This is a genomic window from Paraburkholderia sp. BL23I1N1 (assembly GCF_003610295.1).
GTDB lineage: Bacteria > Pseudomonadota > Gammaproteobacteria > Burkholderiales > Burkholderiaceae > Paraburkholderia.
On record NZ_RAPV01000001.1, the window covers coordinates 5,874,698 to 5,897,428 of the forward strand.

The 22,731-nt window shown below is 62.4% G+C and carries 17 protein-coding genes and 3 pseudogenes; 11 read left to right on the forward strand and 9 right to left on the reverse strand.

Annotated elements, in window-relative coordinates; all coding sequences use genetic code 11:
- Nucleotides 1-87 precede the first annotated feature (87 nt).
- The 7 genes and pseudogenes from B0G76_RS27495 (at nt 88) to B0G76_RS27525 (ending at nt 6,573) form a co-directional block, all read left to right on the forward strand.
- Nucleotides 88-1,183 (forward strand): annotated as a pseudogene (locus tag B0G76_RS27495) (PotD/PotF family extracellular solute-binding protein).
- Nucleotides 1,180-2,199: an ABC transporter permease gene (locus B0G76_RS27500; protein ID WP_183082155.1), complete on the forward strand. Its 1,020-nt coding sequence runs from the start codon at nt 1,180-1,182 to the stop codon at nt 2,197-2,199. Before B0G76_RS27495 ends, B0G76_RS27500 begins: the two are co-directional and overlap by 4 nt.
- Nucleotides 2,196-3,083 carry an ABC transporter permease gene (locus tag B0G76_RS27505; RefSeq protein WP_120295280.1) on the forward strand — a complete coding sequence of 296 codons (888 nt, stop codon included), beginning with the start codon at nt 2,196-2,198 and terminating at the stop codon, nt 3,081-3,083. The genes B0G76_RS27500 and B0G76_RS27505 overlap by 4 nt, the downstream gene beginning before the upstream one ends.
- 49 nt (nt 3,084-3,132) lie before the next feature.
- Complete coding sequence (locus B0G76_RS27510) at nt 3,133-4,206, forward strand: ABC transporter ATP-binding protein (RefSeq protein WP_120295281.1); 1,074 nt, start codon at nt 3,133-3,135, stop codon at nt 4,204-4,206.
- 53 nt (nt 4,207-4,259) lie between these two features.
- Nucleotides 4,260-5,084, forward strand: coding sequence for a transporter substrate-binding domain-containing protein (locus tag B0G76_RS27515; protein WP_120295282.1), 825 nt, complete (start codon nt 4,260-4,262; stop codon nt 5,082-5,084).
- Between the two features lie 80 nt (nt 5,085-5,164).
- Complete coding sequence (locus tag B0G76_RS27520; RefSeq protein WP_120295283.1) at nt 5,165-5,914, forward strand: amino acid ABC transporter permease; 750 nt, start codon at nt 5,165-5,167, stop codon at nt 5,912-5,914.
- 2 nt (nt 5,915-5,916) lie between these two features.
- A complete protein-coding gene (locus tag B0G76_RS27525; protein ID WP_054036418.1) occupies nt 5,917-6,573 on the forward strand; it encodes an amino acid ABC transporter permease in 657 nt (218 codons plus the stop codon).
- A gap of 76 nt (nt 6,574-6,649) precedes the next feature.
- On the opposite strand, the gene B0G76_RS27530 is transcribed toward B0G76_RS27525, so the two are convergent.
- Genes B0G76_RS27530 through B0G76_RS27540 form a run of 3 tightly spaced genes read right to left on the reverse strand, consistent with a single transcriptional unit; the run spans nt 6,650 to nt 10,652 of the window.
- Nucleotides 6,650-7,930 carry a cytochrome c gene (locus tag B0G76_RS27530; RefSeq protein WP_120295284.1) on the reverse strand — a complete coding sequence of 427 codons (1,281 nt, stop codon included), beginning with the start codon at nt 7,928-7,930 and terminating at the stop codon, nt 6,650-6,652.
- Nucleotides 7,931-7,942: 12 nt separating this feature from the next.
- A complete protein-coding gene (locus tag B0G76_RS27535; RefSeq protein WP_120295285.1) occupies nt 7,943-10,195 on the reverse strand; it encodes a xanthine dehydrogenase family protein molybdopterin-binding subunit in 2,253 nt (750 codons plus the stop codon).
- Nucleotide 10,196: 1 nt separating this feature from the next.
- Nucleotides 10,197-10,652: a (2Fe-2S)-binding protein gene (locus B0G76_RS27540; RefSeq protein WP_120295286.1), complete on the reverse strand. Its 456-nt coding sequence runs from the start codon at nt 10,650-10,652 to the stop codon at nt 10,197-10,199.
- 455 nt (nt 10,653-11,107) lie between these two features.
- On the opposite strand from B0G76_RS27540, the gene B0G76_RS27545 reads away from it, so the two are divergent.
- Nucleotides 11,108-11,506: a hypothetical protein gene (locus tag B0G76_RS27545; RefSeq protein WP_120295287.1), complete on the forward strand. Its 399-nt coding sequence runs from the start codon at nt 11,108-11,110 to the stop codon at nt 11,504-11,506.
- Between the two features lie 460 nt (nt 11,507-11,966).
- Nucleotides 11,967-12,785: pseudogene (locus B0G76_RS27555) on the forward strand (alpha/beta fold hydrolase).
- 145 nt (nt 12,786-12,930) lie between these two features.
- On the opposite strand, the gene B0G76_RS27560 reads toward B0G76_RS27555, so the two are convergent.
- The 6 genes and pseudogenes from B0G76_RS27560 to B0G76_RS27585 all read right to left on the reverse strand — a co-directional run bounded on the left by B0G76_RS27560 (nt 12,931) and on the right by B0G76_RS27585 (nt 21,323).
- Complete coding sequence (locus B0G76_RS27560) at nt 12,931-13,917, reverse strand: peptidoglycan DD-metalloendopeptidase family protein (RefSeq protein WP_183082156.1); 987 nt, start codon at nt 13,915-13,917, stop codon at nt 12,931-12,933.
- A 679-nt stretch (nt 13,918-14,596) separates the two neighbouring features.
- Nucleotides 14,597-15,013, reverse strand: a complete 417-nt coding sequence (locus B0G76_RS27565) for a hypothetical protein (RefSeq protein ID WP_120295289.1) — start codon at nt 15,011-15,013, stop codon at nt 14,597-14,599.
- Nucleotides 15,014-15,314: 301 nt separating this feature from the next.
- Nucleotides 15,315-16,577 carry a cytochrome c gene (locus tag B0G76_RS27570; protein ID WP_120295290.1) on the reverse strand — a complete coding sequence of 421 codons (1,263 nt, stop codon included), beginning with the start codon at nt 16,575-16,577 and terminating at the stop codon, nt 15,315-15,317.
- Nucleotides 16,574-17,338 (reverse strand): (2Fe-2S)-binding protein, encoded by a 765-nt coding sequence (locus B0G76_RS27575; RefSeq protein ID WP_120295291.1) that lies wholly within the window; start codon nt 17,336-17,338, stop codon nt 16,574-16,576. The genes B0G76_RS27570 and B0G76_RS27575 overlap by 4 nt, the downstream gene beginning before the upstream one ends.
- The gene (locus B0G76_RS27580; protein ID WP_120295292.1) at nt 17,335-20,163 is read right to left on the reverse strand and encodes a xanthine dehydrogenase family protein molybdopterin-binding subunit; all 2,829 of its coding nucleotides are present in this window, start codon (nt 20,161-20,163) and stop codon (nt 17,335-17,337) included. The genes B0G76_RS27575 and B0G76_RS27580 overlap by 4 nt, the downstream gene beginning before the upstream one ends.
- A gap of 403 nt (nt 20,164-20,566) precedes the next feature.
- Nucleotides 20,567-21,323: pseudogene (locus tag B0G76_RS27585) on the reverse strand (DeoR/GlpR family DNA-binding transcription regulator).
- 137 nt (nt 21,324-21,460) lie between these two features.
- Here B0G76_RS27585 and B0G76_RS27590 point away from each other — a divergent pair.
- Nucleotides 21,461-22,060, forward strand: a complete 600-nt coding sequence (locus B0G76_RS27590) for an NUDIX domain-containing protein (protein WP_120295293.1) — start codon at nt 21,461-21,463, stop codon at nt 22,058-22,060.
- 303 nt (nt 22,061-22,363) lie between these two features.
- Nucleotides 22,364-22,693: a hypothetical protein gene (locus B0G76_RS27595; protein ID WP_120295294.1), complete on the forward strand. Its 330-nt coding sequence runs from the start codon at nt 22,364-22,366 to the stop codon at nt 22,691-22,693.
- The last annotated feature ends 38 nt before the right edge of the window (nt 22,694-22,731 follow it).

Here is a 22,731-nt window from a genome sequence, read left to right on the forward strand (position 1 = left end):
TACAGCAAGCAGCGCAAATGAGCGATGCAGCAGCAGCGGTCAGAGCGAATATCACCAGGCAACAGGCGTTCAACACAGGAGACCGCCATGCAAGAGATCAAACGGGGTAGAAGGCAGGCCATCAAGGCGATCGGCACGGCGCTCGCGGCATCTGCATTACCGATGCCATTCATCAATCTGCGCGCACAGGAACACAACTTCTCCGGCAAGACACTGCGCCTGCTGACCTGGTCGGACGACACCGGCGCCGCCGCGTTGCGCAACATCGCCGCCACGTTCACGGCAAAGACCGGCGCGAAGGTCATTGCCGATCGCGCCGACGGCACCTCCGGCATGGTCGCCAAGGTCAAGGCCGCGGGCGATCGCCCCACTTTACGACGTCATCACGCTGGCCGGTGTCGGCGCGGCGGGTCTCGGCGACGCGGGTCTCCTGATGAAACCCGATCTCGACAAGCTGCCGAACCTGAAGGACGTCGCACCGCAATACCGCACGGGCGCGAACGGCTTCGGCGTGGGCTATCTGCTGTGGTCGGATGGCTTGATCTACAACACGTCGACGGTCAAGACAGCACCTTCATCGTACGAAGCGCTGTGGGACCCGAAATACGCCGGACGCCTGTTCCTGCCGCCGCCCGAATGGGCCGAAGCGGTGGACCTCGCGATCATCGCCGCAAAGATGAACGGCGGCTCGCAGCAGAACATCGAGCCGGGCTTCAAGAAGCTGATGCAACTGAAAGAGCACGTCATGACGCTCGGCGAGAACCCGAACCAGGTGGCCGATCTGTTCCGCACCGGTTCGCTCGATATTGGCGGCATTTACTCGCCGGCCTTTTTCCCGGACCAGATCCGCAAGCCCGAGTACAAAATGGGCGTGACGTACGGCATGAAGGAAGGCTTCGCCACGCAACTGATGTTCACCGTGATCCCGAAGTCGCATCCCGCCGACAGCGATCTGATTCACGCCTTCATCAACCATTCGCTCGACGCCGGCGTGCAAGGCCGCATGGCCGCCGACGTGCTGAACGGCCCGGTCAATTCGAAAGCGGTGATTCCGGCTGAGAGCCGCGCGTTCGTGCCGAGCCCGCAGCAGATCGCCGAGAAAGCGATCCTGCATGACGACAAGGCGCTCGCCGTCGTGCAGCCGGCGTGGATCAAGCGCTACACCGAAATTTTCTCGGCATGAGCGCGATGCTCGCGCGCTTTTCGCGGCGTGCCTCATCGGTATCAGGCGCGGTATCAGGCGCGGTATCAGGCGCAATGCCGGACGCGACACCGGATGAGTCATCGGGCGGGGCTTCCGGCTCGCCCGGCGCCGCGTCCGGCGCACCGGACGGGCAGGCGTCCACGGCGCTCGCAAAAGCGCGCCCCTGGCTTCTGCTCGCACCGATCCTGCTGTTTCTCGCCATACTCGGCGCGGCCGCGCTCGTCGTGCTGCGTATGAGTTTCGGCACCCAGGGCAACGAATGGCATGGCTTCACGCTGCAGAACTATGCCGACCTCCTCGACGGCTATTTCCTCAAGTCGTTGTGGCTCACGTTGAGGCTCGCGTTCCAAAGCATGATCTGCGCGGTGCTGCTGGCCATTCCCGTCGCCCTGGCGATGGCGCGCACCAAGTCACGGCTCGCGCGGCGGCTGCTGCTGGCGGGCGTGCTGCTGCCCTTGCTCGTCAATCTGCTGCTGCAAGGTTATGGCTGGCTGATCATTCTCGGCCCGGCCGGCTTGCTCAATCACGCGCTGCTCGGCAGCGGCCTCGTCGAGCGCCCGGTGATGTGGCTGTATCGCGAACACGGCGTGCTGCTCGGTTTGATTCAGACGGCGTTTCCGCTGGCCGTCCTGCCGTTGTCGAGCGCGATGCGCGCGGTCTCGAGCTCGTATGAAGAAGCCGCAGCCACGCTCGGCGCGACGCGCTGGCAAACGCTGCGTCATGTGTTGCTGCCGCTCGCCATGCCGGGACTCGTGTCGGGCGCCCTGCTCGTGTTCGCCTACAACGCCAGCGCCTTCGCCGTGCCTCTCCTGCTCGGCGGACGCCGCGTGCCGATGCTCGCGGTATTGGTCCACGACCAGGTCGCGCCCCTGCTGAACTGGCCCGCCGCGTCCGCATCGGGCGTCGTATTGATGATCGCGACGCTCACCGTGATGGCGCTGTCGCAGCGCCTCGTGCGCCGCACGCAACATCTTGCCGAGGAGCCTCACGCATGAGCACGCCGATCCAGACTCCGCGCCTTCCAGGTTCACCACGCCTGCCGCGTTTGCCCATGACCATGACCATGCCCGGCCAGCTCGGCAAGGCCACCGCGCTACTCGCCGCCGTCGTGCTGTTTCTCGCCGCGCTGCCAATTCTGACGATGATCACGATGTCGTTCAGCGCGGCCGACACGCTCGAATTCCCGCCGCACGCCTACGGATTGCATTGGTATCGCGCGGCGTGGCACAGCTTCGTCTCGCCGGATGCAAGCGACTCGCTCTCGATGGGTGCCGCGCTCAGCACGAGCCTGATCGTCGCGCTCTCGACAATGGTCATCGCCACGCTCGTCTCGGTGCCCGCCGCCTACGCGCTGAGCCGCTATCGCTTTCGCGGCAAACCCGCGGTCGAACAACTGGTGGCCTTGCCGCTCGTCTATCCGCTCGTGATGCTCGGTTTGTCGCTACTGCTGGTGTTCAACGTGCTGCCGGTGGAACTCGGCGTATTCCGCCTGATCATCGCGCATGTGATTCTGGCGCTGCCGTTCACCGTGAAAAACTGCGCGGCCTCGGTGGCCTCGATCGGCCCGGAGTTCGAGGAAGCCGCCTGCGTGATGGGCGCGAGCCCGAGCCGCGCGCTGATCGACGTGATCCTGCCGCTCATGCGCCCCGGCATTCTCGCCGGCATGCTGTTCGCGTTCATCGTCTCGTTCAACGAATTCACGGTGACCTTCTTCCTGTACGGCATCGACACGATGACGCTGCCGGTGTGGCTCTACAGCCGCACGGTGTCGTCGCTCGATCCGACGGTGTTCTGTTTCGCCGTTTTCATTGTCGCGATCGACTTTGCGCTGATCTGGCTGCTCGAAAAGCTGATCGGCGACGAAGGGGTGGCGCTTTGACCGCCCTTCCGATTCGTGCTGCGTTGATGTCTTTTTGCTGGAGCATTCGATGACCCATCTGACCTTGCAGGCCGTGACCAAGCGCTTCAACGCGGCCTACGCCGTCGACAGCGTCGATCTGAGCGTGCCCGACGGCAAGCTGGTGTGCTTTCTCGGGCCGTCCGGCTGCGGCAAGACCACGCTCTTGCGGATGATCGCCGGGCTGGAGACGCCGAGCTCGGGCAGCATCAACTTCGCCGGCCGCGACATCACGAATCTGCCCGCCAATCGGCGCGACTTCGGCATGGTGTTTCAGTCGCTCGCGCTGTTTCCGCATATGGCGGTCGCGCAGAACGTCGCGTATCCGCTCAAGCTGCGCAAGACCGCGAAAGACGCGCAAGCGCGCCGCGTTGCTGAATTACTGGAACTGATCCAGTTGCCGCACATGGCGAACCGGCCCGTCACGCAACTCTCCGGCGGCCAGCGGCAACGCGTGGCGATTGCGCGTGCCATCGCGTCGCAACCGAAACTGCTGTTGCTCGACGAGCCGCTCTCCGCGCTCGACGCCAAACTGCGCGAAGCAATGCAGGTCGAAATCCGCCTGCTGCAACAACGTCTCGGCATCACGACGATCATGGTCACCCACGATCAGCGCGAGGCGATGACGATGGCCGACGAGATCGTCGTGATGGAGAAAGGCCGGATTGCGCAAGTCGGCAAACCGCTCGATATTTATCGCGACCCGGTCAGCGAATTCGTGGCTGACTTCATCGGGCTCGGCAACATCCTGCCGGTCACTTACGATGGCGCGGGCGCCGTCAGTCTGCCGGGCGGCAGGCGCATTGCCGTGGCGCAACCGGCGCGCGTGCCGGCGTCCAACAGTGATATTCGCCTGCTGATCCGCCCGGAAGACGTGTGTGTCAAATTGGCGTCCGACAATGCCGGGCAGAATCGGCTGGCGGGCACGGTGACGTTTATCCGCGACGTGGGGGCGTCGCTCGAAGCAACGATCGATTGCGCGGGTTTTACCCTGACTGCCGCGACCACGCCGCGCGAAACACCGGGGCTGACGCTCGGCATGCCGGTGCTCGCAGAATTGCCACCTCATGCGTGCAAACTGATCGCCGCTCGCGCGGCATATTGAAAAGCTCACACTGAAGCCCATTCCAATACCGAGTTTTCGACAGAGGAAAGACCATGAATCAGCCGCAAGTTACCCAATCGAACGCACGCCGCGTCTTCGCCACGCTCGCCGCGACACTCGCCTTCACCGGCCTCGGCGCACTGTGCGGCTTTTCGTCGGCCGCCCATGCCGACGCGCTCGACAATATCGCCAAGTCCGGCACGGTCCGCATCGGCGTCTTCGAGGACTACCCGCCGTTCGGCTCGATCGGCCCGGACATGAAGCCGATGGGCTACGACATCGACGTCGCCAACCTGATCGGCAAAGCGCTCAACGCGAAAGTCGAACTCGTGCAGGTGACGGGCGACAACCGCATGGCCTACCTCGCCGACCACAAGGCTGACATGCTGCTTTCAGTCGGTCAGACGCCGGAACGCGAAAAGGTGATCGACTTCTCGCAGCCCTATGCGCCCTACTACCTCGCCGTGTTCGGTCCGAAGACGCTGCCCGTGAAGACCGCCGCCGACCTCGCCGGCAAGTCGATTTCGGTCGCGCGCGGCACGCTGGAAGACCTGAGCGTCAGCAAAATCGCGCCGCCCAGCGCGACCATCAAAAGATTCGACGATCCTAACGGCGCAATTTCGGCGTTTCTTTCTGGTCAGGTACAGTTGATGGTAGTCGGCAACGACGTCGGCGCAACCATTCTCGCGCGTCATCCGGCGAACGATCCCGAGCAGAAGTTCTCGCTGTTCAGCTCGCCGGATCACGTCGGTTTGAACAAGAACGAACCGCGCCTGAAGCAGAAAGTCGACGAAACGATTGCCAAGGCTCGCAAAGACGGCACGATGAACGCGATTTCGCAGAAATGGCTGCGTGCGCCGCTGCCGGCCGACCTCTAAATCTTTTTTGCGTGGGCGCCCCGAAGGTGATTTCCTTCAGGGCGCCCGCTGGAGTTTGACCTCACGATGAGCGCCACCTCATGAGCTATGCGTTCGATTTCAGCGGCTTCGGCCTCTATGCGGGGCTGCTCGCGCACGGCGTCGCCGTCACGCTGGGGCTGACCGCTGTATCCACCGCGCTCGGCGGCCTTGTCGGCATTGGCGGCGCGGGCATCGCGGTGGCCGGCCCAAAGTGGGCGCGCTGGGTCATCGCGACTTACGTCGAGCTGATCCGCAATACGCCCTTCATCGTGCAGTTGTTCTTCATCTTCTTCGGCTTGCCGAGCCTCGGCATTCATATCGACGAAGTACAAGCCGCGATTCTGGCAATGACCGTCAATCTCGGCGCGTACGCGATCGAGATCGTGCGCGCCGGTATCGATTCGATTCCGCGCGGCCAGGTGCAGGCGGCACAAGCACTCGGCCTGCATGGACGGCAAATATTCCGCTACGTCGTGCTGCCGCAGGCGATCGCCAACGTGTTTCCCGCGTTGTTGAGCCAGGTGCTGATCGTGATGCTCGGCTCGGCGGTGGTCTCGCAGATCTCGGTGCCCGACCTGACCTACGCGGCCAACTTCATCCAGTCGCGCAACTTCCGCTCGTTCGAGAGCTACGTGATCATCACCGCGACGTATCTGGTGTTGTCGATCGTGCTGCGGCAACTCATGAACCGGCTCGGCCGCAACCTCTTCGCGGGCCGCGCGGCTCGCGGGAGCAGCGGCAGCGCGCCGCGTAACTGGCGCAATCGCCTGATGTGGCGCGCTGCCCGCACTCTGCCGACGGAGCGTTGATCATGGTCGAATTCACCCTGTGGGACATCGCCCGCAATCTGTTGCTCGCCGCCCGTTGGACGGTTCTGTTGTCGCTGATCGCGTTTGTCGGCGGCGGCATTGTCGGGCTGATCCTGCTCGCGATGCGCGTGTCGCCGTTGCCGTGGCTGCGGCGGATCGTTGTGGTGTATGTGGAAGTTTTTCAGGGCACGCCCTTGCTGATGCAACTGTTCCTCGCGTTCTTCGGCCTGCCCTTGCTGGGTGTCGACGTCTCGCCCTGGGTTGCGGCGGCCGTCACGCTGACGCTTTATACGAGCGCCTATCTGGTCGATATCTGGCGCGGCTGCGTAGAAGCCGTGCCGCGTGGCCAGTGGGCCGCCGGGGCGAGTCTGGGCATGACCTTCAGCCAGCAACTGCGCTACATCATCTGGCCGCAGGCGCTGAAGATCGCCGTGGCGCCGACGGTCGGTTTCCTTGTGCAGGTGGTGAAGAGCACGGCGCTCGCGTCGATCATCGGCTTCACGGAATTGACCAAGACCGGCACGATGATCACGAACGCCGCATTTCGCCCGTTCCCGATCTACGGCATGGTCGCGATGATTTACTTCGCGATGTGCTTCCCGTTGACTTGGTACGCGCGGGTGCTGGAGAAACGGCAGAAGGTGGGGCAGCACCGCTGACACGTTCTTCAGGCCAGTAAAAAAGCGGCAACCGTGCAAGACGGTTGCCGCTTTTTTTGTTGACGGACCGGTGCTCCTATCGAGCCGCCTGGGTCGACTTGCGCAACTTCGCCACGTCGGCCGCCGAGACCGCCGATCCACCGTTATGCCACCCGGCACGCACGAAGGTCAGGACATCGGCGATCTGCTGGTCGTTGAGCACCGGCGCGTACTTCGGCATTGGATACGGCGCCGGAATACCGCCGATCACCAGATCCTCCGTACCGTTCAGCGTCACATTGATCAGCGACGACGGATCCTTCTCCAGCACGTTCGGATTGCCGGCCAACGGCGCCAGCATCGGCGCAAAGCCGCGCCCGTCGACGCCATGGCAGTGCATGCAATACGCCGTATAGACGCGCGCACCGGCATCGTTCGCGGGACGGTTCAACGACACCTTCGTCGCTTGTGGGTCGTACGTATAAGGCGGCGCGCCACTGCCGCCCGCCGGCGGCAGCGACTTCAGGTACGCGGACATCGCGGCGATGTCAGTGTCGTTCATGCCCTGCGTGCTGTTGTTGATCACGCTGGTCATCGAACCGAATGCCGATGCATGGCGATTGGCGCCGGTCTTCAGGAACGCCTGCAGATCCTGATCGTTCCAGCGACCCAGGCCGACGTTGTGCTCGCCGGTCAGGTTCGCCGCGAACCAGCCATCCAGCAGGCCGCCCGTCAGGAACGCGCTGCCGCTTTCATCCAGCGCCTTCTCCTGGAACGCAATGCCGCGCGGCGTATGACACGAGCCGCAGTGTCCCAGGCCCTGAATGAGATACGCACCGCGATTCCACGCCACGTCTTTGCCCGGCTTGTCCTGGTAGGCGCCCTTCTCCAGAAACACCATGTTCCAGAACTTCAGCGGCCAGCGCATGTTCAACGGCCATTTGATGTCCGGCTCGCGGTTCGCCTGCTGCACCGGGGCCACGCCGCTCATGAAGTACGCGTACAGCGCTTTCATGTCGTCGTCGTTGACCTTCGCATACGACGGATACGGCATCGCCGGATACAGGTTGTGACCGTCTTTCGCGACACCCTCGCGCATCGCTTTCGCAAACTCCTCTTCCGTGTAATTGCCGATGCCGGTTTGCTGATCCGGCGTGATGTTGGTGGTGTAGATCTGGCCCATCGGCGTGGTCATCGGCAGGCCGCCCGCGAACGGCTTGCCCTTCGGCGCCGTATGACAGGCGACGCAATCGCCAACCTTTGCCAGATAGGCGCCGCGCTGCACCAGTGCCTGATCCGCCGCTTGCGCCGGGGTTTGCGTCAGGAACGGCAATGCCACGCACAGTGCCGCGCCGAAACCCTTGAGTGTGTTGTTCATGGTGGTCTCTAGTCAGGCGGTTTGCAGTTGACTGCCGACCGGCAATTGCCGCAGCCGCTTGCCGGTGGCCGCGTAAATCGCGTTCGTCAGAGCGGGCGCGAGCGCCGCCGTGCCGGGTTCGCCGATGCCGCCTGGCGCCTCGCTGCTCTTCACGATATGCACTTCGATCGGCGGCGTTTGATCGATCCGCAGCATCCGGTAGTCGGTGAAGTTGTTCTGCTCCACGCGGCCGTCCTTGATCGTGATCTCGCTATAGAGCGCGGCCGTGATGCCGAAGATGATGCCGCCCTGCACCTGCGCTTCGATCGTGTTCGGATTCACAACCATCCCGCAATCGACCGCACACACCACGCGCTTGACGGCCACCTCGCCCTGATCGACCGCCACGTCGACGACGATCGAGAAGAAGCTGCCGAACGCATGCATCACCGACACGCCGCGCCCCTGGCCCTTCGGCACCGCACTGCCCCAGTTCGCCGCCTGCGTGGCGGTATTCAACACGTTCAGCGCGCGCGGCGTTTTGCCCAGCAGATCCTGGCGGTATTTGACCGGATCGACTTTCGCCTGCGCGGCGAGTTCGTCGATGAAACTCTCGACCACGAAGGTGCCGCGCGTGGGTCCCACGCCGCGCCAGAACGCGGTGGGAACGGCATGCGGTTCCTGGCGCACGTAGTCGATCAATTGGTTGGGCAGGTCGTACGGCAGGTCGGAAGCGACTTCCACCGCATCCGGATCGATACCGTTCTTGAACGCGGGCGGCGCGAAACGCGCCAGGATCGACGAGCCGACAATCCGATGCTGCCACGCAATCGGCTTGCCGTTCGCGTCGAGCCCGGCGGAGATCTTGTCGTAGTAATACGGCCGGTACATGTCGTGCTGGATGTCTTCTTCGCGTGTCCACAGCACCTTCACCGGCGTCGACACCTGTTTGCCGATCTTGACCGCCTGCGTGACCATGTCGAATTCGAGCCGCCGGCCAAAGCCGCCGCCGATCAGATGGTTGTGCACGACGATCTTGTCCGCGGGCAAACCGGTGACGGCAACCGCCGCGTCCACCACCCGTGTCGGCACTTGCGAGCCGAGCCAGATATCGCAGCCGTCGGGCCGCACGTGCACCGTGCAATTGATCGGTTCCATCGTGGCGTGCGCGAGGAACGGTTGCTGATACACGGCGTCGATGCGGGTCTTCGCGTTTGAAAACGCGTTGTTCACGTCGCCGTCTTTACGCGCCACCGCGCCATTGCGCTGCGCTGCATTGGCGAGATCGCCGACGATCTGCTTCATCCCGATCTGCGCGCCCGCGCCTTCGTTCCATTTGATATCCAGCGCCTGCAAACCGCGTTTGGCGGCCCACGTGTGATCGCCGATCACGGCGACCGCGTTATCGACTTTGACCACCTGGCGCACGCCCGGAATTTTCTTCGCATGGGTATCGTCGACGCTCGCGAGTGTGCCGCCGAACACCGGGCAGTTCGCGATGGCCGCGTAGACCATGTCGGGTACGCGCACGTCCAGTCCGAACTGGGCCGTGCCGTCGACCTTCTCGGGTGAATCGAGACGCTTCACCGCCGTGCCGATCAGCTTGAAATCTTTCGGATCTTTCAAGGGGACGTTCTGCGGCGCGGGCAGCTTCGCCGCGGCGTTCACTAACTGTCCGTAACCGATGCTGCGATTGCTCGCCGCATGAATCACCTGCCCGGCTTGTGCATGGCAGCTTGCCGGATCGACCTGCCATTGCTGCGCGGCGGCGCTGATCAGAATGGTGCGCGCGGCAGCGCCGGCACGGCGCATCGGTTCCCACGCATAGCGGATCGACGTCGAACCGCCAGTGAGCTGGCCGCCGAGCAGCGGGTCCGTGAAGAGTTTTTCGTTCGGCGGCGCGTGGTCGAGCGTGACCGAGTCGAGCGGCACTTCGAGTTCTTCGGCGATCAGCATCGGGATCGACGTGTAGACGCCTTGCCCCATCTCGACCTTCGGAATCACCAGCGTGACTTTGCCAGCCGTGTCGATCTGGATGAAGGCGTTCGGCGCGAACACGCCGTTCTGCGGCGACTCGTCCGCATCGCCGCCGATCACCGATTTGCCGGCTTTCTGGTCCTGACTGGCGGCCGGCATGCTGAAGCCGAGCAGCAAGCCGCCGCCGGTTGCCGCGCCTACCGTGACGCTGAACTTCAGGAACGTGCGGCGTGTGATGCCACCCTTGTCGCCCTTGCCGTCCTTCGTCAACGCCGCGCCGTTTTGTGCATCGAGCAATCCCCGGGACATGTCACGCTCCCTTCGCGGCTTGCTTGATCGCCGCGCGGATGCGGTTGTACGTCCCACAGCGGCAGATATTGCCGGCCATGGCGGCGTCGATGTCAGCGTCAGTCGGATTAGGGTTGCTCGCGATCAGCGAGGCCGCCGACATCACCTGCCCCGACTGACAGTAGCCGCATTGCACGACGTCCAGCTGACGCCACGCCTGCTGCACCTTCTGTCCGGCCGGCGTGCTGCCGACTGCTTCAATGGTGGTGATTTTCTTGTCGCCGACCGCTGCCGCCGGCAGCACGCACGAGCGCACCGCGACGCCATCGAGATGCACGGTGCATGCGCCGCATTGCGCGATGCCGCAACCGAACTTGGTGCCGGTCAAGCCGACGAGATCGCGCAACACCCACAACAGGGGCATGTCCGGGGGGGCGTCGACCGTATGAGTCTGGTCGTTGATGTTGAACGTTGTCATGGGCGGCTCCGAGTGGGGCTTATTGTTTGTCAGGCTATTTAATCGGGCTGTTTGAGCAGAGACGTCGGACCAAAATGCAAAGACCTGCCGTGTTTATTCGACACGCCGTGCTAATACGTCATGCGACTACAGTTCAATGCGTGCAGTGGATGATGCGCAGCGCGAGTGCGCCGGAAGGAACCTGGGAATTGTAGACGTGGATCGAGAACTTCGCAGACACGGCGCCTATGTCCGCAGCGTATCCACGCGACGAAAAGGGCACGCCGCAGCCCCATGCGGGAAGTGAAACGATATGGAAATCAATGCGTTACCATTGCCGCATTGGCTTGATCCGACGCGCTTCGTGGTCGCGCAATATTCTTATCGATGCATCATCGAGTGATTTTGTTAGCATGGATCCGGTTTGATCCAATCGCCCGGCTTGGTCCGGCATGACTATCCGAAGGAGCGGCACGATGAACGACCAGCAATGCACTCAATTCCTCTCGGAGATTCGCAGACCGCTATTGGCGCTGCATAAGTCGATCCTCGATCACGAGCGCGCGTCTTACGAAAAGGAATTCGGTCCTGTGACACCGGCGGCCTTCCTGCAGGTGCTCATCAACGGCTCGGCGTTCCGCTGGCTCACGCCGCTCTCCACGGTGATCGCGAACGTCGACGAGACTCTCGACGACAAGGAAGCCGACGCCGCCGATCGCCTCGCCGCGGCCGAAGCCGTCACCTGTCTCTTTTCTCCCGAGCAGCCCGATAACGCGTTTCTGCCGCGCTACTTGCCGCTGCTGCAAGCCGACCCGGCGATCCTGCATCACCACGGCCAGGTTTCGCAATTGCTGCGCGGCACTGAAGCGAAGTAGCCGGTGGCGCGTGACTTCTGCGCAGAGGCTTCGTTGCGTTGGACGGACGTCGTCGCCGTGGTTGAATGCGGCAGCACGGCGTCCGGTTCGGGTTATGCGTTCGGCTCCCGAATTTCCTCACCCTTGCCTCGCACGCATTTCGGTCGATCACGCGTTATTTCGTCGAATGCAAATTCGACGTGTCCTCGACGATTACCAGGCTTTCCGAATCCAGCCAACACAACGACACCTTATTTCAAGGTGATTTATGCGTGTTTTGTAATAGTGCGCTGTGTCTGCGCCGTTCATCGATCGATACGGCAACGCCAAGTGCCGGCATCTTCTGAATTTGCCTGGCTTTGCTGAATAAAACAAAGGTGAGCTTTTGCGGGGGGCTTTAAGGGCGTGCTACGACAAGCCCGTCAGCACGCTTAGACGCACCCTGCTAAGGTAAGCAGACTTTTTCGTCATGCTCACCGCTATGCAAAACTGGCCACTTCCCGAAAGCTATACGTTTCGCGATCAAACCGTGCGCTTTGGCGTAACCGGAAACGGTCCGCCGCTGGTGCTGGTTCATGGCACACCGTTTTCTTCGTATGTGTGGCATCGCATCGCCCCGCATCTCGCGCAGATTCGCACGGTCTACTACTACGATCTGCTGGGCTACGGTCAATCCGAGCAACGCGACGCTCAGAACGTCTCGCTTGGCGTGCAGAACGTGCTGCTGGCGGAATTGCTCGCGCATTGGCGACTGAAAAGTCCAGACGTCATCGCGCACGATTTCGGCGGCGCGACCTCCTTGCGCGCGCATCTGATCGACGGCTGCGACTATCGCAGCCTCACGCTGATCGATCCGGTCGCCGTCGCGCCATGGGGTTCGCCGTTCGTGCGGCACGTGCGCGAACACGGCACGGCTTTCGGCGGGCTGCCACCGTATATCCACGAAGCAGTGGTGAAAGCCTACGTGCGCGGCGCCATCGCTCGCGACATTCCGGACGAGGAACTCGCGCCTTATGTGACGCCTTGACTCGGCGCAACGGGACAAGCCGCGTTCTACCGCCAGATCGCCCAAATGGATCAGCGCTACACCGACGAGGTCGAAGCACGTTATTCGCAGATGCGGTGCCCGACGCAAATCCTGTGGGGCGAAGACGACCAGTGGATTCCGCTCGAACGCGGCCGGCAACTCGCGGCGGTCATACCCGAGGCACGCTTTCAGCCCGTGCCCCGGGCCGGTCATCTGATGCAGGAAGATGCACCCGAAGCGATCGTCGCGGCGGCGCTGCGCTGGCTCGATTGAAGGCGCAGGACCGTTAGTCGATCTGTCGGGTAGCGGATCCGGACGCCTGGATGTGACAAAGCAGCGATCCCGGCAAATGATTTGGCCGGGATCGCTGCTTGTTTAGACGTGGCGCCAGGGTTGGCGAATAAGCGCCCGCTGAGGTCTAGCCGCGGCCTTGCGGCAAATACGGCATCGGATCGATTGGCTTGCCGTCGCGGCGCAACTCGAAGCCTACGGAGACGCGCGAGTTATTTTCGTCGCCCATCTCGGCAATCTGCTGCCCTTGCCGCACGATATCGCCGATTTTCACCAGCAGCTTGCGGTTATGCGAATAGGCAGTCAAAAAGTCCTTGTTGTGCTGGACGATGATCAGACTGCCGTAGCTATTCAGACCTGTGCCGGCGTACATCACCTTGCCGTCGGCCGCGGCCCGCACCGGATCGCCCGCTTTGCCGCCGATTTCGATGCCGCGCGTTTCGCCCGGCTGGAAAGCCTCGACGACGCGGCCACCCGCGGGCCATGCCAGCGAGACGCCATTCGCATGCCGCGAAGTCTGCTGCGCGACTTCACGCACCTCGGCAGCGCTAGGCGCGGGTGTTTGCGGGGCGGACTGCGCCGTTGCTTGCCCCGTTGCCTGCGCGGTAGTTGCCGTCGACGCCTGCTGCGCGGCGAGCGGAACAGCCGGCGTGGCCGCTGCAGCAGCTTTCGCAGCAGCCGCTGCCGCATTGGTTGCCGCGTTTGCCGCCGCATTTGCCAGGTTAACTTCCCGCACCGTTTCCGGCGAGGCGACGTGCAGCACCTGTCCGTGCTTCAACCGCGAGGAAGCCTTGAGACCATTCCACGCCTGCAACTGCTTGACACTGCAATGATGGTGCTGCGCGATGCGCGCCAACGTGTCGCCGCGCTTGACGCGATACACCAAAGGCGGCGCCTTTTTAAGCGGCGTGCCGTCGTCAGCGGCCAGTTGGACCGACCGGACTGCGAGCGTATCGGAAGCCGGCGCCGCAGCCGCTGCCGGCACGCCGGACGCAGCCGATGCGTCCGACGCCGCGCCCTGCTGCCCCACATTCGCACAACCGCTGACCGCTATCGCGACCCACACGCCAGCCAGACTGGCCATCATTGTTCTGTCGAAACGCTTTCCCAACATGTTCGACTCCTGCTTTTTATTGGCGAGCCAAGTGCTACCCTGTCGCGTGTGATGCGCGCATTCTTATGAAGCGCTGCTACCGTTCGCGACACAGCGAGGCCGCCTCGTGCGGCGCTCACCCATGCCCTGCCGTCCAAACCAACCCTTCCGCCGTGCCGAATGCCGGGCGTTCGATGCCGATATCCGATAACAGGCTAACTTCCGCGAAAAGGGCCAGATTGCCGATTAAAATTCACGCGGAATTGTAAAGTGCGTTTTGCAAAAAACGCCCCGCCCCACACAATCTGATACAAAGCTTACGCACTGTGTTGCAGACAAGGTTGTGTCTGCAACCAGTCCAGCGCCGCATGCCGTCGAGCAGCCGCAGCTTCTTGCAAATCGGGTCACCGCAGCCCCGGCTGCATAATCCGGCGCACCGGGTCAGTCCGCGCCCCATGCTTGGTGTCGGCCTGGAGCCGTCACGCGCACGGTCGCAAAGGATCAAAGAACCAAAGGATCCAAAGAACCAAAGGCCCCGCAAACGGCTGCGTCGGCGGACGACCGGCGATAACGTTTGCTTTAACGGCAAAGCGTCGCCAAAACTTGAATTTCCAATCGGTGCAACGGCGAGTGGAGAGAGAAAAATGCATTGACGAGGGGATGGGCGCATGCCGATCCGCCTCGCCATGACCGGGTTCGGCTAGCTGTAGGTCTGCCCTTGATACTTCACATACCCGACCGGATGATGCGTGAAATGCAGTACCGGCAGAACGGGGTTGCTGTTGTCGGCGGTTGGATAGGCGCTGGCTTCGGAAATGTATTCACCTTGCGCCTCGATCGGTTGCCCGGCCTGCAGTCCGGGTATTTCGTGCGCGAGCCCTTCGCTATCGCCGAAACGCACGGCAACGAATACTTCGGTACCGACGAGGTTCTGCGTGCCACCTTCGAACTTCACGACCTTGTCGATCTTGATGACGAACTGCTGGTGATCGGCGGTGTGGTGGAACTCCGGGCTGAGGAACACCTTGCTGATCGTGCCTTGTACGCAAGCCAGCGGCGCGCCCAACGAATGAGGGTCACTATGATGCGGAAGAATCTGCGTTGCGAGATTGCTCATGAAGTCTCCATGAAGGACATCAGATTGGTCTACGGCGAAACGTAGCGCGCCGCCGGGTGGCCACGGCGCGATACCGTTTGAGCAGGTCATTGCGTGTGAGTTCATTGCACGTGTGTTCATTACGCGCCATTCACAGGCGACTCGATGACCCACGACCCGCACAGGCGAATTGATTGGCCAGGCGGCCTACTACGGGCTTAACGGCCAGCGCATAAAAAAAACCGGTGCCCTTATCGGCACCGGCTTCTTCTTTACTTCACGATAAACGCTCTACTTCCAGCGCCCAACGCATGAGACGCTTTTAACGCAACGCTTTCACCGCATCGGCTGTCACATCGGCAGGTTGGCCACCATACGATGCACGCAGGTAATTCGCGAGTTGCGCGAGTTCCGTGTCGCTCAGTTGCACGGCGAAGCCCGGCATCTCCTGCATCCGTTCGAGGCCCGGGAAATCCTGTGCGCCAATGCCGTCGAGCATCGCCACAATCAGGTTATGCGCATCGCCTTGACGCACTGTCGAGTTGCCGTGCATCGGCACCGCGACGTGCGGTTTGCCCTCGCCGCCAAGGCCGTGACAGCCGGCACACACCGCGAGATATACATTGCGCCCGGCCTCGAGTTGCGCAGCATCGGCGGAGACCGATTGCAACGGTTGCGGCGCCGGTGGCTGGTCGCCGAACAGATAGGTCGACATCGCGCGCAGATCGTCATGCGTCATGTACTGACTGCTCAGATGCACGACCGGATACATCTCGCCGAAGGCCGAGCCTTGCGGCGCGATGCCCGTCGCGAAGAACGTCTGCAGGTCCGCAGCCGTCCAGCCACGCGCCGCCAAACCATGCGGCGTGATGTCCGGTGCGGCGATCCTGCCGAGTGCCGCGCCCGTTAGGGGCTTCGCATCGTCGAGCTGGCCGAACTTGCCGCGCGGCGTATGGCATTCGGCGCAATGGCCAAGCGCGTTCGCCAGATAGCGTCCGCGATTCCAGTCGGCGGTCTGGCCTTTCGATGCATCCGGCAACGCGTCCTTCAGGAACACCCAGTTCCAGAAGCGCACACCAAAACGCATGTTGAACGGGAACGACAGCTCGGGTTCGTGGTTCGCCACGGCGGCCGGTTTCTGCGCCATCAGATACTTGTAGATGGCGTCGCTATCCGCGCGCGACAACTGACGATACGACGTGTACGGCATGGCCGGATACAGCTGCTTGGTCGGCGTGACGCCGTCGTGCAGCGCCCTGTAGAAATCGTCCGCGCTCCAGTTGCCGATGCCGTGGTCCTTGTCCGGCGTGATGTTGGTGCCGTAGAAGGTGCCGAACGGCGAAGCCAGCTTCACGCCACCGGCGAACGGCGCGCCGTCGGCCGTGGTGTGACAGGCGGCGCAGTCGGCGGCTTTCACGAGGTAACGGCCGCGCGCGAGCGGATCGGCGGCGGTGGATTGCGGGCCCAATGCGGCAGCGGCCTGCATCGCGACAGCGGAGTCGTCGTGTTTACCGCAAGCACTGAGCAACGCAGCCGTACCGAGCAACAGCAGCGCGCGACGCACATTCATCGAGGGGCGCATCATGCGGCTTCCTTCACGAGACCAGGCGTGGTCATCACGACTTCCTTCACGGCCTCGTAGTACCGCACGTAGCCCGTGCAACGGCAGATATGGTCGTTCAGCGCTTCGGTGATGGTTTGCTCGACCTGGTCTTTGCCGATCGGCTGACGCTTCAGGCATTCGATCAGCACGGTCGCCGCATTGACGAATCCGGGCGTGCAGTACCCGCACTGAAAACTGAAGTGTTCGAGAAACTTCTGCTGGATCGGCGACAGTTCGACGACTTCGCCTGCTTCGTTACGCTTCGCGTGGCCTTCGATCGTGCGGATGGTTTTGCCTTGGAAGAAATTCGCGCCCGTGATACAGGTGCGCACTTCTTCGCTGGTACCGTCCGGCTTGTCGACGATCACGACGCACGCGTGGCAGATGCCCTGGCCGCAGCCGAGCCGCGAACCGGTCAGATGCAGATACTCGTGCAGAAAATCGATCATCATCAGACCGGCGGGCACGTCGGTCGGGCCGACGATCTCGCCGTTCACCTTGACCGACACGGGCAGTGTGCGGAAATGCGTCAACGGACGCTCGACCACGACCGCGGCCGGCGTGCTGGTGGCAACGCCGGCGGACACCGTCGCACCCAAGGCAGCGGAAGCCGGATTAGCGGCGGATGCGCCCGAGGCACCCGTAGTAGCGGATGCCGCGACAGCACCAGAGGCGCCAAAGACTTTGCCTGAGGCAACGGCGGAGCTCGCCGCATTAGCTGGAGTTTGAGTGGGGGCCGTCATGCGAGCACCTTCTGAATACGTTGCGGGGTAACCGGCAGGTCGGTAAAGCGATGGCCGATCGCGTGCGCGATACCGTTCACGATGGCACCGACCACCGGAATCATCACCACTTCGGCGATGCCCTTCGGCGGGTCGGTCTCGGTCAGCGGCGGCAGCACCTCGCCGGTCTGGGTCCAGACGGCGACATCGGTTGCGCGCGGCAAGTGGTAGCGATTGAAGTTCCACGTGCCGTTGCCCGGGCCGTCCTCATAGAGCGGCAAATACTCGTGCAGCGCGTGGCCGATGCCCATTGCGAGCCCGCCTTGCAACTGACCCGACACGAGTTGCGGCGAGAGCTGATTGCCGCATTCCATGATCGAGTGATGCGCGAGCAGGTCCACCTTGCCGCTCGCTTCATGCACCGACAACTCGACCAGCGTGCCAACCGCGCTGTAGTACGTAACGGCCGCGTTATTGCGCTGAACCGGCGGAATAAACACACGCTGACGATCGAGCACGCCGTAATGGTTCGGCGTGGTTTGCAGTTTCCTTTTATCGGCGGAAGCGTTGTCGCCGTAACGAACCGCAAGCCCGTCGAGCGGCAAACGCTCGACGCTGCCGTCAATCTCGAAGTCCGCTTCAGTCCATTGCCAGCGATTGAACACGTGCACAGTCGCGCCCGTAACCAGGCCCAACTCGTGTGCCTTCTTCGCAAGCTGTTCGAACGGCAGCGCTTCGAGCCCCGCCGCGGACAGCTTGCCCTCGACCCAACGCGCGTCCTCGATTCGCACCACCAGCGGCGCGGCTTGACCACCACCGCCACCCTGGCTCCAGATCGCCATTGCCGCCGGCCACAAGCCATGGGCGAAGACGACGCGCGCCGCCTCGCGGGTGCTGTGCGTGAAGTAGAACGCCGAATTCGTCGCGCTCGACGGCGACGCATAACCCGGCGACCAGCGCGGATTCGCGGCCAGCTTGTCCTGGTCCGCTTGCGACATCATGTACGGATCGCCGCTCGTGACGACCGGCAGATCCGGCCAATCGGTGATTGCCACGTGCACGTCGGTAGCCGGCATGCCGAGCCACTTCGCGACCGCGATCGCCTGCGAGGTCGACATGCCGGTGCCGATTTCGGCAGCCGTATGTTGCAGACTGATCTTGCCGTCCGCGCCGAACTCGACCTTCGCGAACGAGGTTTCCGCGCCCGTGCCGAAGTCCTTCTGCACACACGCAAAACCGACGCCGTAGCGCTTGCCCGGATGCGCGGCTTCGAACTCGGCTTTACGCTTCGCCCGATTCACCCACAGCGGATGAACCTTCGCCTTCTGTAACACATCGTCGACGCGAATCGCGCCGGCGGGCACCGCGCCCTGCGTGTTTTTCATGCCCGAACGCAGCGCGTTTTTCAGGCGGAAGTCGATCGGATCGACATTCAGCTGCGCGGCGATTTCGTCGACCATCATCTCGGTCGCGGCCATGCTTTGCAGCGTGCCGTAGCCGCGCGCCGAACCGGCGTCGATCGCGCGCGAAGCGACGGCCACCGCCGAGAGATCGTTCTTCGGGAAGTAATAGATCGATTGCGCAGCCGTCGCGCCGACCATCGCCACCGACGGCGAGAAGTTGCAACGACCGCCGCCGTCCGCTTCCATCTCGGCCTTGAACGATTGCATCAGACCGGTGTTCTTATCGACGGCGATCCGGTAGTTCATCTTGAACGCATGGCGTTTCAACGACGTCTGGAACTGCTCATAGCGATCGTTGGCGAGACGCACCGGGCGACCCTCCGCATACATCGCGCAGACGAGGCCGTAGAACGGCACGTTGAAGTGATCCTTCGAACCGTAGCCCACCGTATAGCACGGGTGAATGAACAGGTTCTTCACCGGGAACGCGCACTTCGCGACCATGCCGGCGGCACTGTCGGCGACTTCCGACGGCGCCTGGGTCGGCACGACCATGTGCAGCGATTGCGTTGCCGCGTCGTACCAGCAGTTCGCGTTGTCGGGTTCGAGCGCGGCCGTGTCGATCGACTGCGTGTTGTACTCGCGTTCCAGCACGAGCCAGTCCGCCGACGGATGATCCAGTTCCTGCCGGATCTGGCCGGCATGGAACATGCCCTGCTCGTCGAGCTTGCCGTGTTCGACGCCGTCGGGCCACACCGGCTGGTGCTTGCGCATCATGCTCGGGAACACCGGCGCGTCTTTCAGGCTGGAGAAGATGTCGTCGTCATGCGGCGTCTTGCCGCCGACGCGCACAAAGCGGAACGTGCCCCACGGATCGCGTTCGAGCGGCCCCGTTTGCGCACCGTAACGGATGATCTGATCCTGGAACTTCAGTTTGTCTTTCGCGAAACGGAAGCGCGCGAAGTCGTGATAGATCAGGATCGCAACCGCCTGGCCGAGATACGCGGGCGTCTTGCCCGGCGGCAACAACATATCGTCGCCGTAGAAGGCCGGGAAGATCAGGCCGTCACGCGACAGATCGGCCGCCGTGACCACGCGGTCAGGCTTCAGTTCGTCGCCGAGCAGCGTCAGGTCGAAGCCTTCATAGCTGCGGTCGGCTTGCGTCGTGCGCAGGATGAAGGCGTGCGACTGTTGCTGCGGCCAATGCGGCATGTCGGCGGCGCGGATGTCGCGCGCGAACACTTTGGAGCCGGTCACTTTGGCGATCCCGTCGATACGGAATTTCGCCTGCCCGTTGGCGGCGTTCCACTGAACCGGCGTCAGAATTTTTTCTTCGAACAACGCAGCGAATGCGCGGCTGCCCATCGGCGCGATATACACCGATACACCCGCCAACACGCTGGCCTTCAGAAAACTACGACGCGAAAGGTCGAGTTTCCCCATGGACTTCTCCTTTAGTGAACACAGCGGCAACCCGATAGCAGGACCAACGCGGAACACAGGCCGTCGCAGCGCGGGCGCATTCCAGCTTACACGCGGCGAACCTGCGCTAAACGGCTGTAATCCACGAGGGAGGTGTTCGAACCGCAGGCGCTTGCGTGCGCCCGTGCGTACCGACGACGTGCAGCGGCCATCACCTCGGCTGCCGCAGTCGATCTGATTTACCTTGAACTACCGTGAGTTGCCTTATTTCCTGCCCTACAGAGGGCAAGGGCGGGAATTATCGCGCTGTTTAGACACATGGTGCGTCAATTTTTGTCTTTTATCTCGCAAATAACGGATCGGGTATGAATCATTATAAAAGCGGGTTTATGACGCTTCTTGTGCCACTTATTTTGCCGCTTACCTAGGCACGCAGAATCGTGATGCCCAATGCCTCGAACGGCGCGGTAAGCGCCTCTGGCGTGTGCCGCTCGACGACGATCGTGCTGGCCGCCGACACCTCCGCGATCTTGTACGCCGACGCCGCGTTGAGTTTTTTCCGCCGACGCTAGCACCACCGTTTCCGCCGCATGTTCCGCGAGCGCGCGTTTAACGTAGGCCTCCTCCATATCGCCGGTGCTTAGACCCGCTTGCGGATGCACGCCGGTCGCGCCCATGAAATAGAGGTCGGCGCGAATGTGACTGAGTGATTCGATGGCCGCCGCGCCCACGTTGACCATCGAATGCCGGAACAGCCGTCCGCCGATCATGATGACCTCGAGTTCCGTGTGCTCCGCGAGTTCGACGGCGATGCTCGGACTATGCGTGACGATCGTTGCCCGCAAGTCTCGCGGCAGATGACGCGCCAGTTGCACGGCCGTCGTGCCGCCGTCGACGAACGCAATCTGGCCGCGCCCGATCAGGCCCGCCGCCGCCCGGCCGATTGCCGCCTTCGACGCCGATTCGATCTGCTCGCGCCCGGCAAAATCCACCGCCGCCGGCGACGCCGGCAACGCCCCGCCATGCACGCGCTGAAGGTGCCCCTCGGCGGCAAGCTCGCGCAAATCGCGCCGGATGGTGTCCTCGGAGACGTCGAACGCCGCGCTCAAGGTTTTCGCGATCACCTGACCGTCCCGCTTGAGTGCTTCAAGGATCAACTGTTTTCTTTGCGATGTGAGCACGGCGGCAGTCCCGTCAGCAGGTTGGACAATTTGCACGAAATTTCTTGTTTTTGCACGATACTGCACGATACCATGAATTGCATGCGGTGCAGACCGCATTTCCCAACACGACCAGATGCGAGGACAGGAGGCGAGTCATGAACGAAATTGCCGGGCGGGTGCGGATTGTCGACGTGAAAGTGCTATCGGACGACTGGTACGTGTTGAAGAAAACCACCTTCGACTACCAGCGCGCGGACGGCAGCTGGCAGCGCCAGAGTCGCGAAACCTACGATCGCGGCAACGGCGCGACGCTGCTGCTATACGACGCGCGCCGCCGCACGGTGGTGCTGACGCGGCAGTTCCGCCTGCCGGCATTCGTCAACGGACATCACGGTATGCTGATCGAGGCGCCGGCAGGCCTTCTGGAGGCGGCTTCGCCCGAGGAACGCATCCGCGCCGAAGTCGAAGAGGAAACCGGCTACCGCGTGCATGACGTGCGCAAGGTATTCGAAGCCTTCATGAGCCCGGGGTCGGTGACGGAAAAGCTGCATTTTTTCGTCGCCGAATACGACGCGGTGGCAAAGGTCGGCGCGGGCGGCGGGATTGCCGACGAAGGTGAAGATATCGAAGTGCTGGAACTGCCGGTGGACGAAGCGCTGGCGATGGTCGAGCGCGGCGAGATCGTCGACGGAAAGACCATCATGTTGCTGCAGTACGCAAAGTTGAATCTGTTCGGCGCGAAGGCGGCAGCTTGACGGTCACTCTTCAGGATCGCCGCGACGGGCATAAACGCTGACACACAACGTAGCGAGCGCCCTGCCGCCGCTACGGTTGTTCTGTCAGCGTCCTGGCCGCGCGCCGGCCATTTCAGACTGATCCCGCACGACATTAGGAAAAGGACGATAGGCTGAAGAACGTCAAAAAAATATCCTTACGGGTCCTTTAAAGCCGGCCTTACTGCCAAAGCAAGACCGGTCTTTAAACAGAAAAACCATTTCCGTCAGTTTATTTTTTTACTTCGCCGGCTCGGCAAAGCCGGCGAATGATTTGAGGTTCAAGTGGATTCTCTTAATTCAGCGAACAGATTCATGGGTGGAGTTTTTTTCGGCGCCCTGGTCGCTGCAGTCGTGATGGTGTTGCTCTGCAATGCCGGCGATTTTTCGCCATTTATAGCGAAGCTGCATGCTTTGGAGCAGGTCATCCTGACCGCGCTCATCTCCATCGTTATTGTCGATGCCAAGCCATTGGCCTATAAAACCGTCTGGCGTGAACGCCGCTGCAGCTTCGTACTCGACGAAGATCTGAGCGCGCCGATTCGCGGCAGAACTTTCGGCATTCCCGCCGGCGTGGTCATCGGCATTCTGATTCAGAACTATGTGATGAACTGAATCTGCCAAATCTGCCGTGCTCGGCCAGAAATACCCCC

Excerpts from the sequence above, each read along its gene's own strand:
- B0G76_RS27500 (WP_183082155.1), top strand. The coding sequence starts at position 1,180 with ATGAGCGCGATGCTCGCGCGCTTTTCGCGGCGTGCCTCATCGGTATCA.
- B0G76_RS27505 (WP_120295280.1), top strand. The coding sequence starts at position 2,196 with ATGAGCACGCCGATCCAGACTCCGCGCCTTCCAGGTTCACCACGCCTG.
- B0G76_RS27510 (WP_120295281.1), top strand. The coding sequence starts at position 3,133 with ATGACCCATCTGACCTTGCAGGCCGTGACCAAGCGCTTCAACGCGGCC.
- B0G76_RS27515 (WP_120295282.1), top strand. The coding sequence starts at position 4,260 with ATGAATCAGCCGCAAGTTACCCAATCGAACGCACGCCGCGTCTTCGCC.
- B0G76_RS27520 (WP_120295283.1), top strand. The coding sequence starts at position 5,165 with ATGAGCTATGCGTTCGATTTCAGCGGCTTCGGCCTCTATGCGGGGCTG.
- B0G76_RS27525 (WP_054036418.1), top strand. The coding sequence starts at position 5,917 with ATGGTCGAATTCACCCTGTGGGACATCGCCCGCAATCTGTTGCTCGCC.
- B0G76_RS27530 (WP_120295284.1), bottom strand. The coding sequence starts at position 7,930 with ATGAACAACACACTCAAGGGTTTCGGCGCGGCACTGTGCGTGGCATTG.
- B0G76_RS27535 (WP_120295285.1), bottom strand. The coding sequence starts at position 10,195 with ATGTCCCGGGGATTGCTCGATGCACAAAACGGCGCGGCGTTGACGAAG.
- B0G76_RS27540 (WP_120295286.1), bottom strand. The coding sequence starts at position 10,652 with ATGACAACGTTCAACATCAACGACCAGACTCATACGGTCGACGCCCCC.
- B0G76_RS27545 (WP_120295287.1), top strand. The coding sequence starts at position 11,108 with ATGAACGACCAGCAATGCACTCAATTCCTCTCGGAGATTCGCAGACCG.
- B0G76_RS27560 (WP_183082156.1), bottom strand. The coding sequence starts at position 13,917 with ATGTTGGGAAAGCGTTTCGACAGAACAATGATGGCCAGTCTGGCTGGC.
- B0G76_RS27565 (WP_120295289.1), bottom strand. The coding sequence starts at position 15,013 with ATGAGCAATCTCGCAACGCAGATTCTTCCGCATCATAGTGACCCTCAT.
- B0G76_RS27570 (WP_120295290.1), bottom strand. The coding sequence starts at position 16,577 with ATGATGCGCCCCTCGATGAATGTGCGTCGCGCGCTGCTGTTGCTCGGT.
- B0G76_RS27575 (WP_120295291.1), bottom strand. The coding sequence starts at position 17,338 with ATGACGGCCCCCACTCAAACTCCAGCTAATGCGGCGAGCTCCGCCGTT.
- B0G76_RS27580 (WP_120295292.1), bottom strand. The coding sequence starts at position 20,163 with ATGGGGAAACTCGACCTTTCGCGTCGTAGTTTTCTGAAGGCCAGCGTG.
- B0G76_RS27590 (WP_120295293.1), top strand. The coding sequence starts at position 21,461 with ATGAACGAAATTGCCGGGCGGGTGCGGATTGTCGACGTGAAAGTGCTA.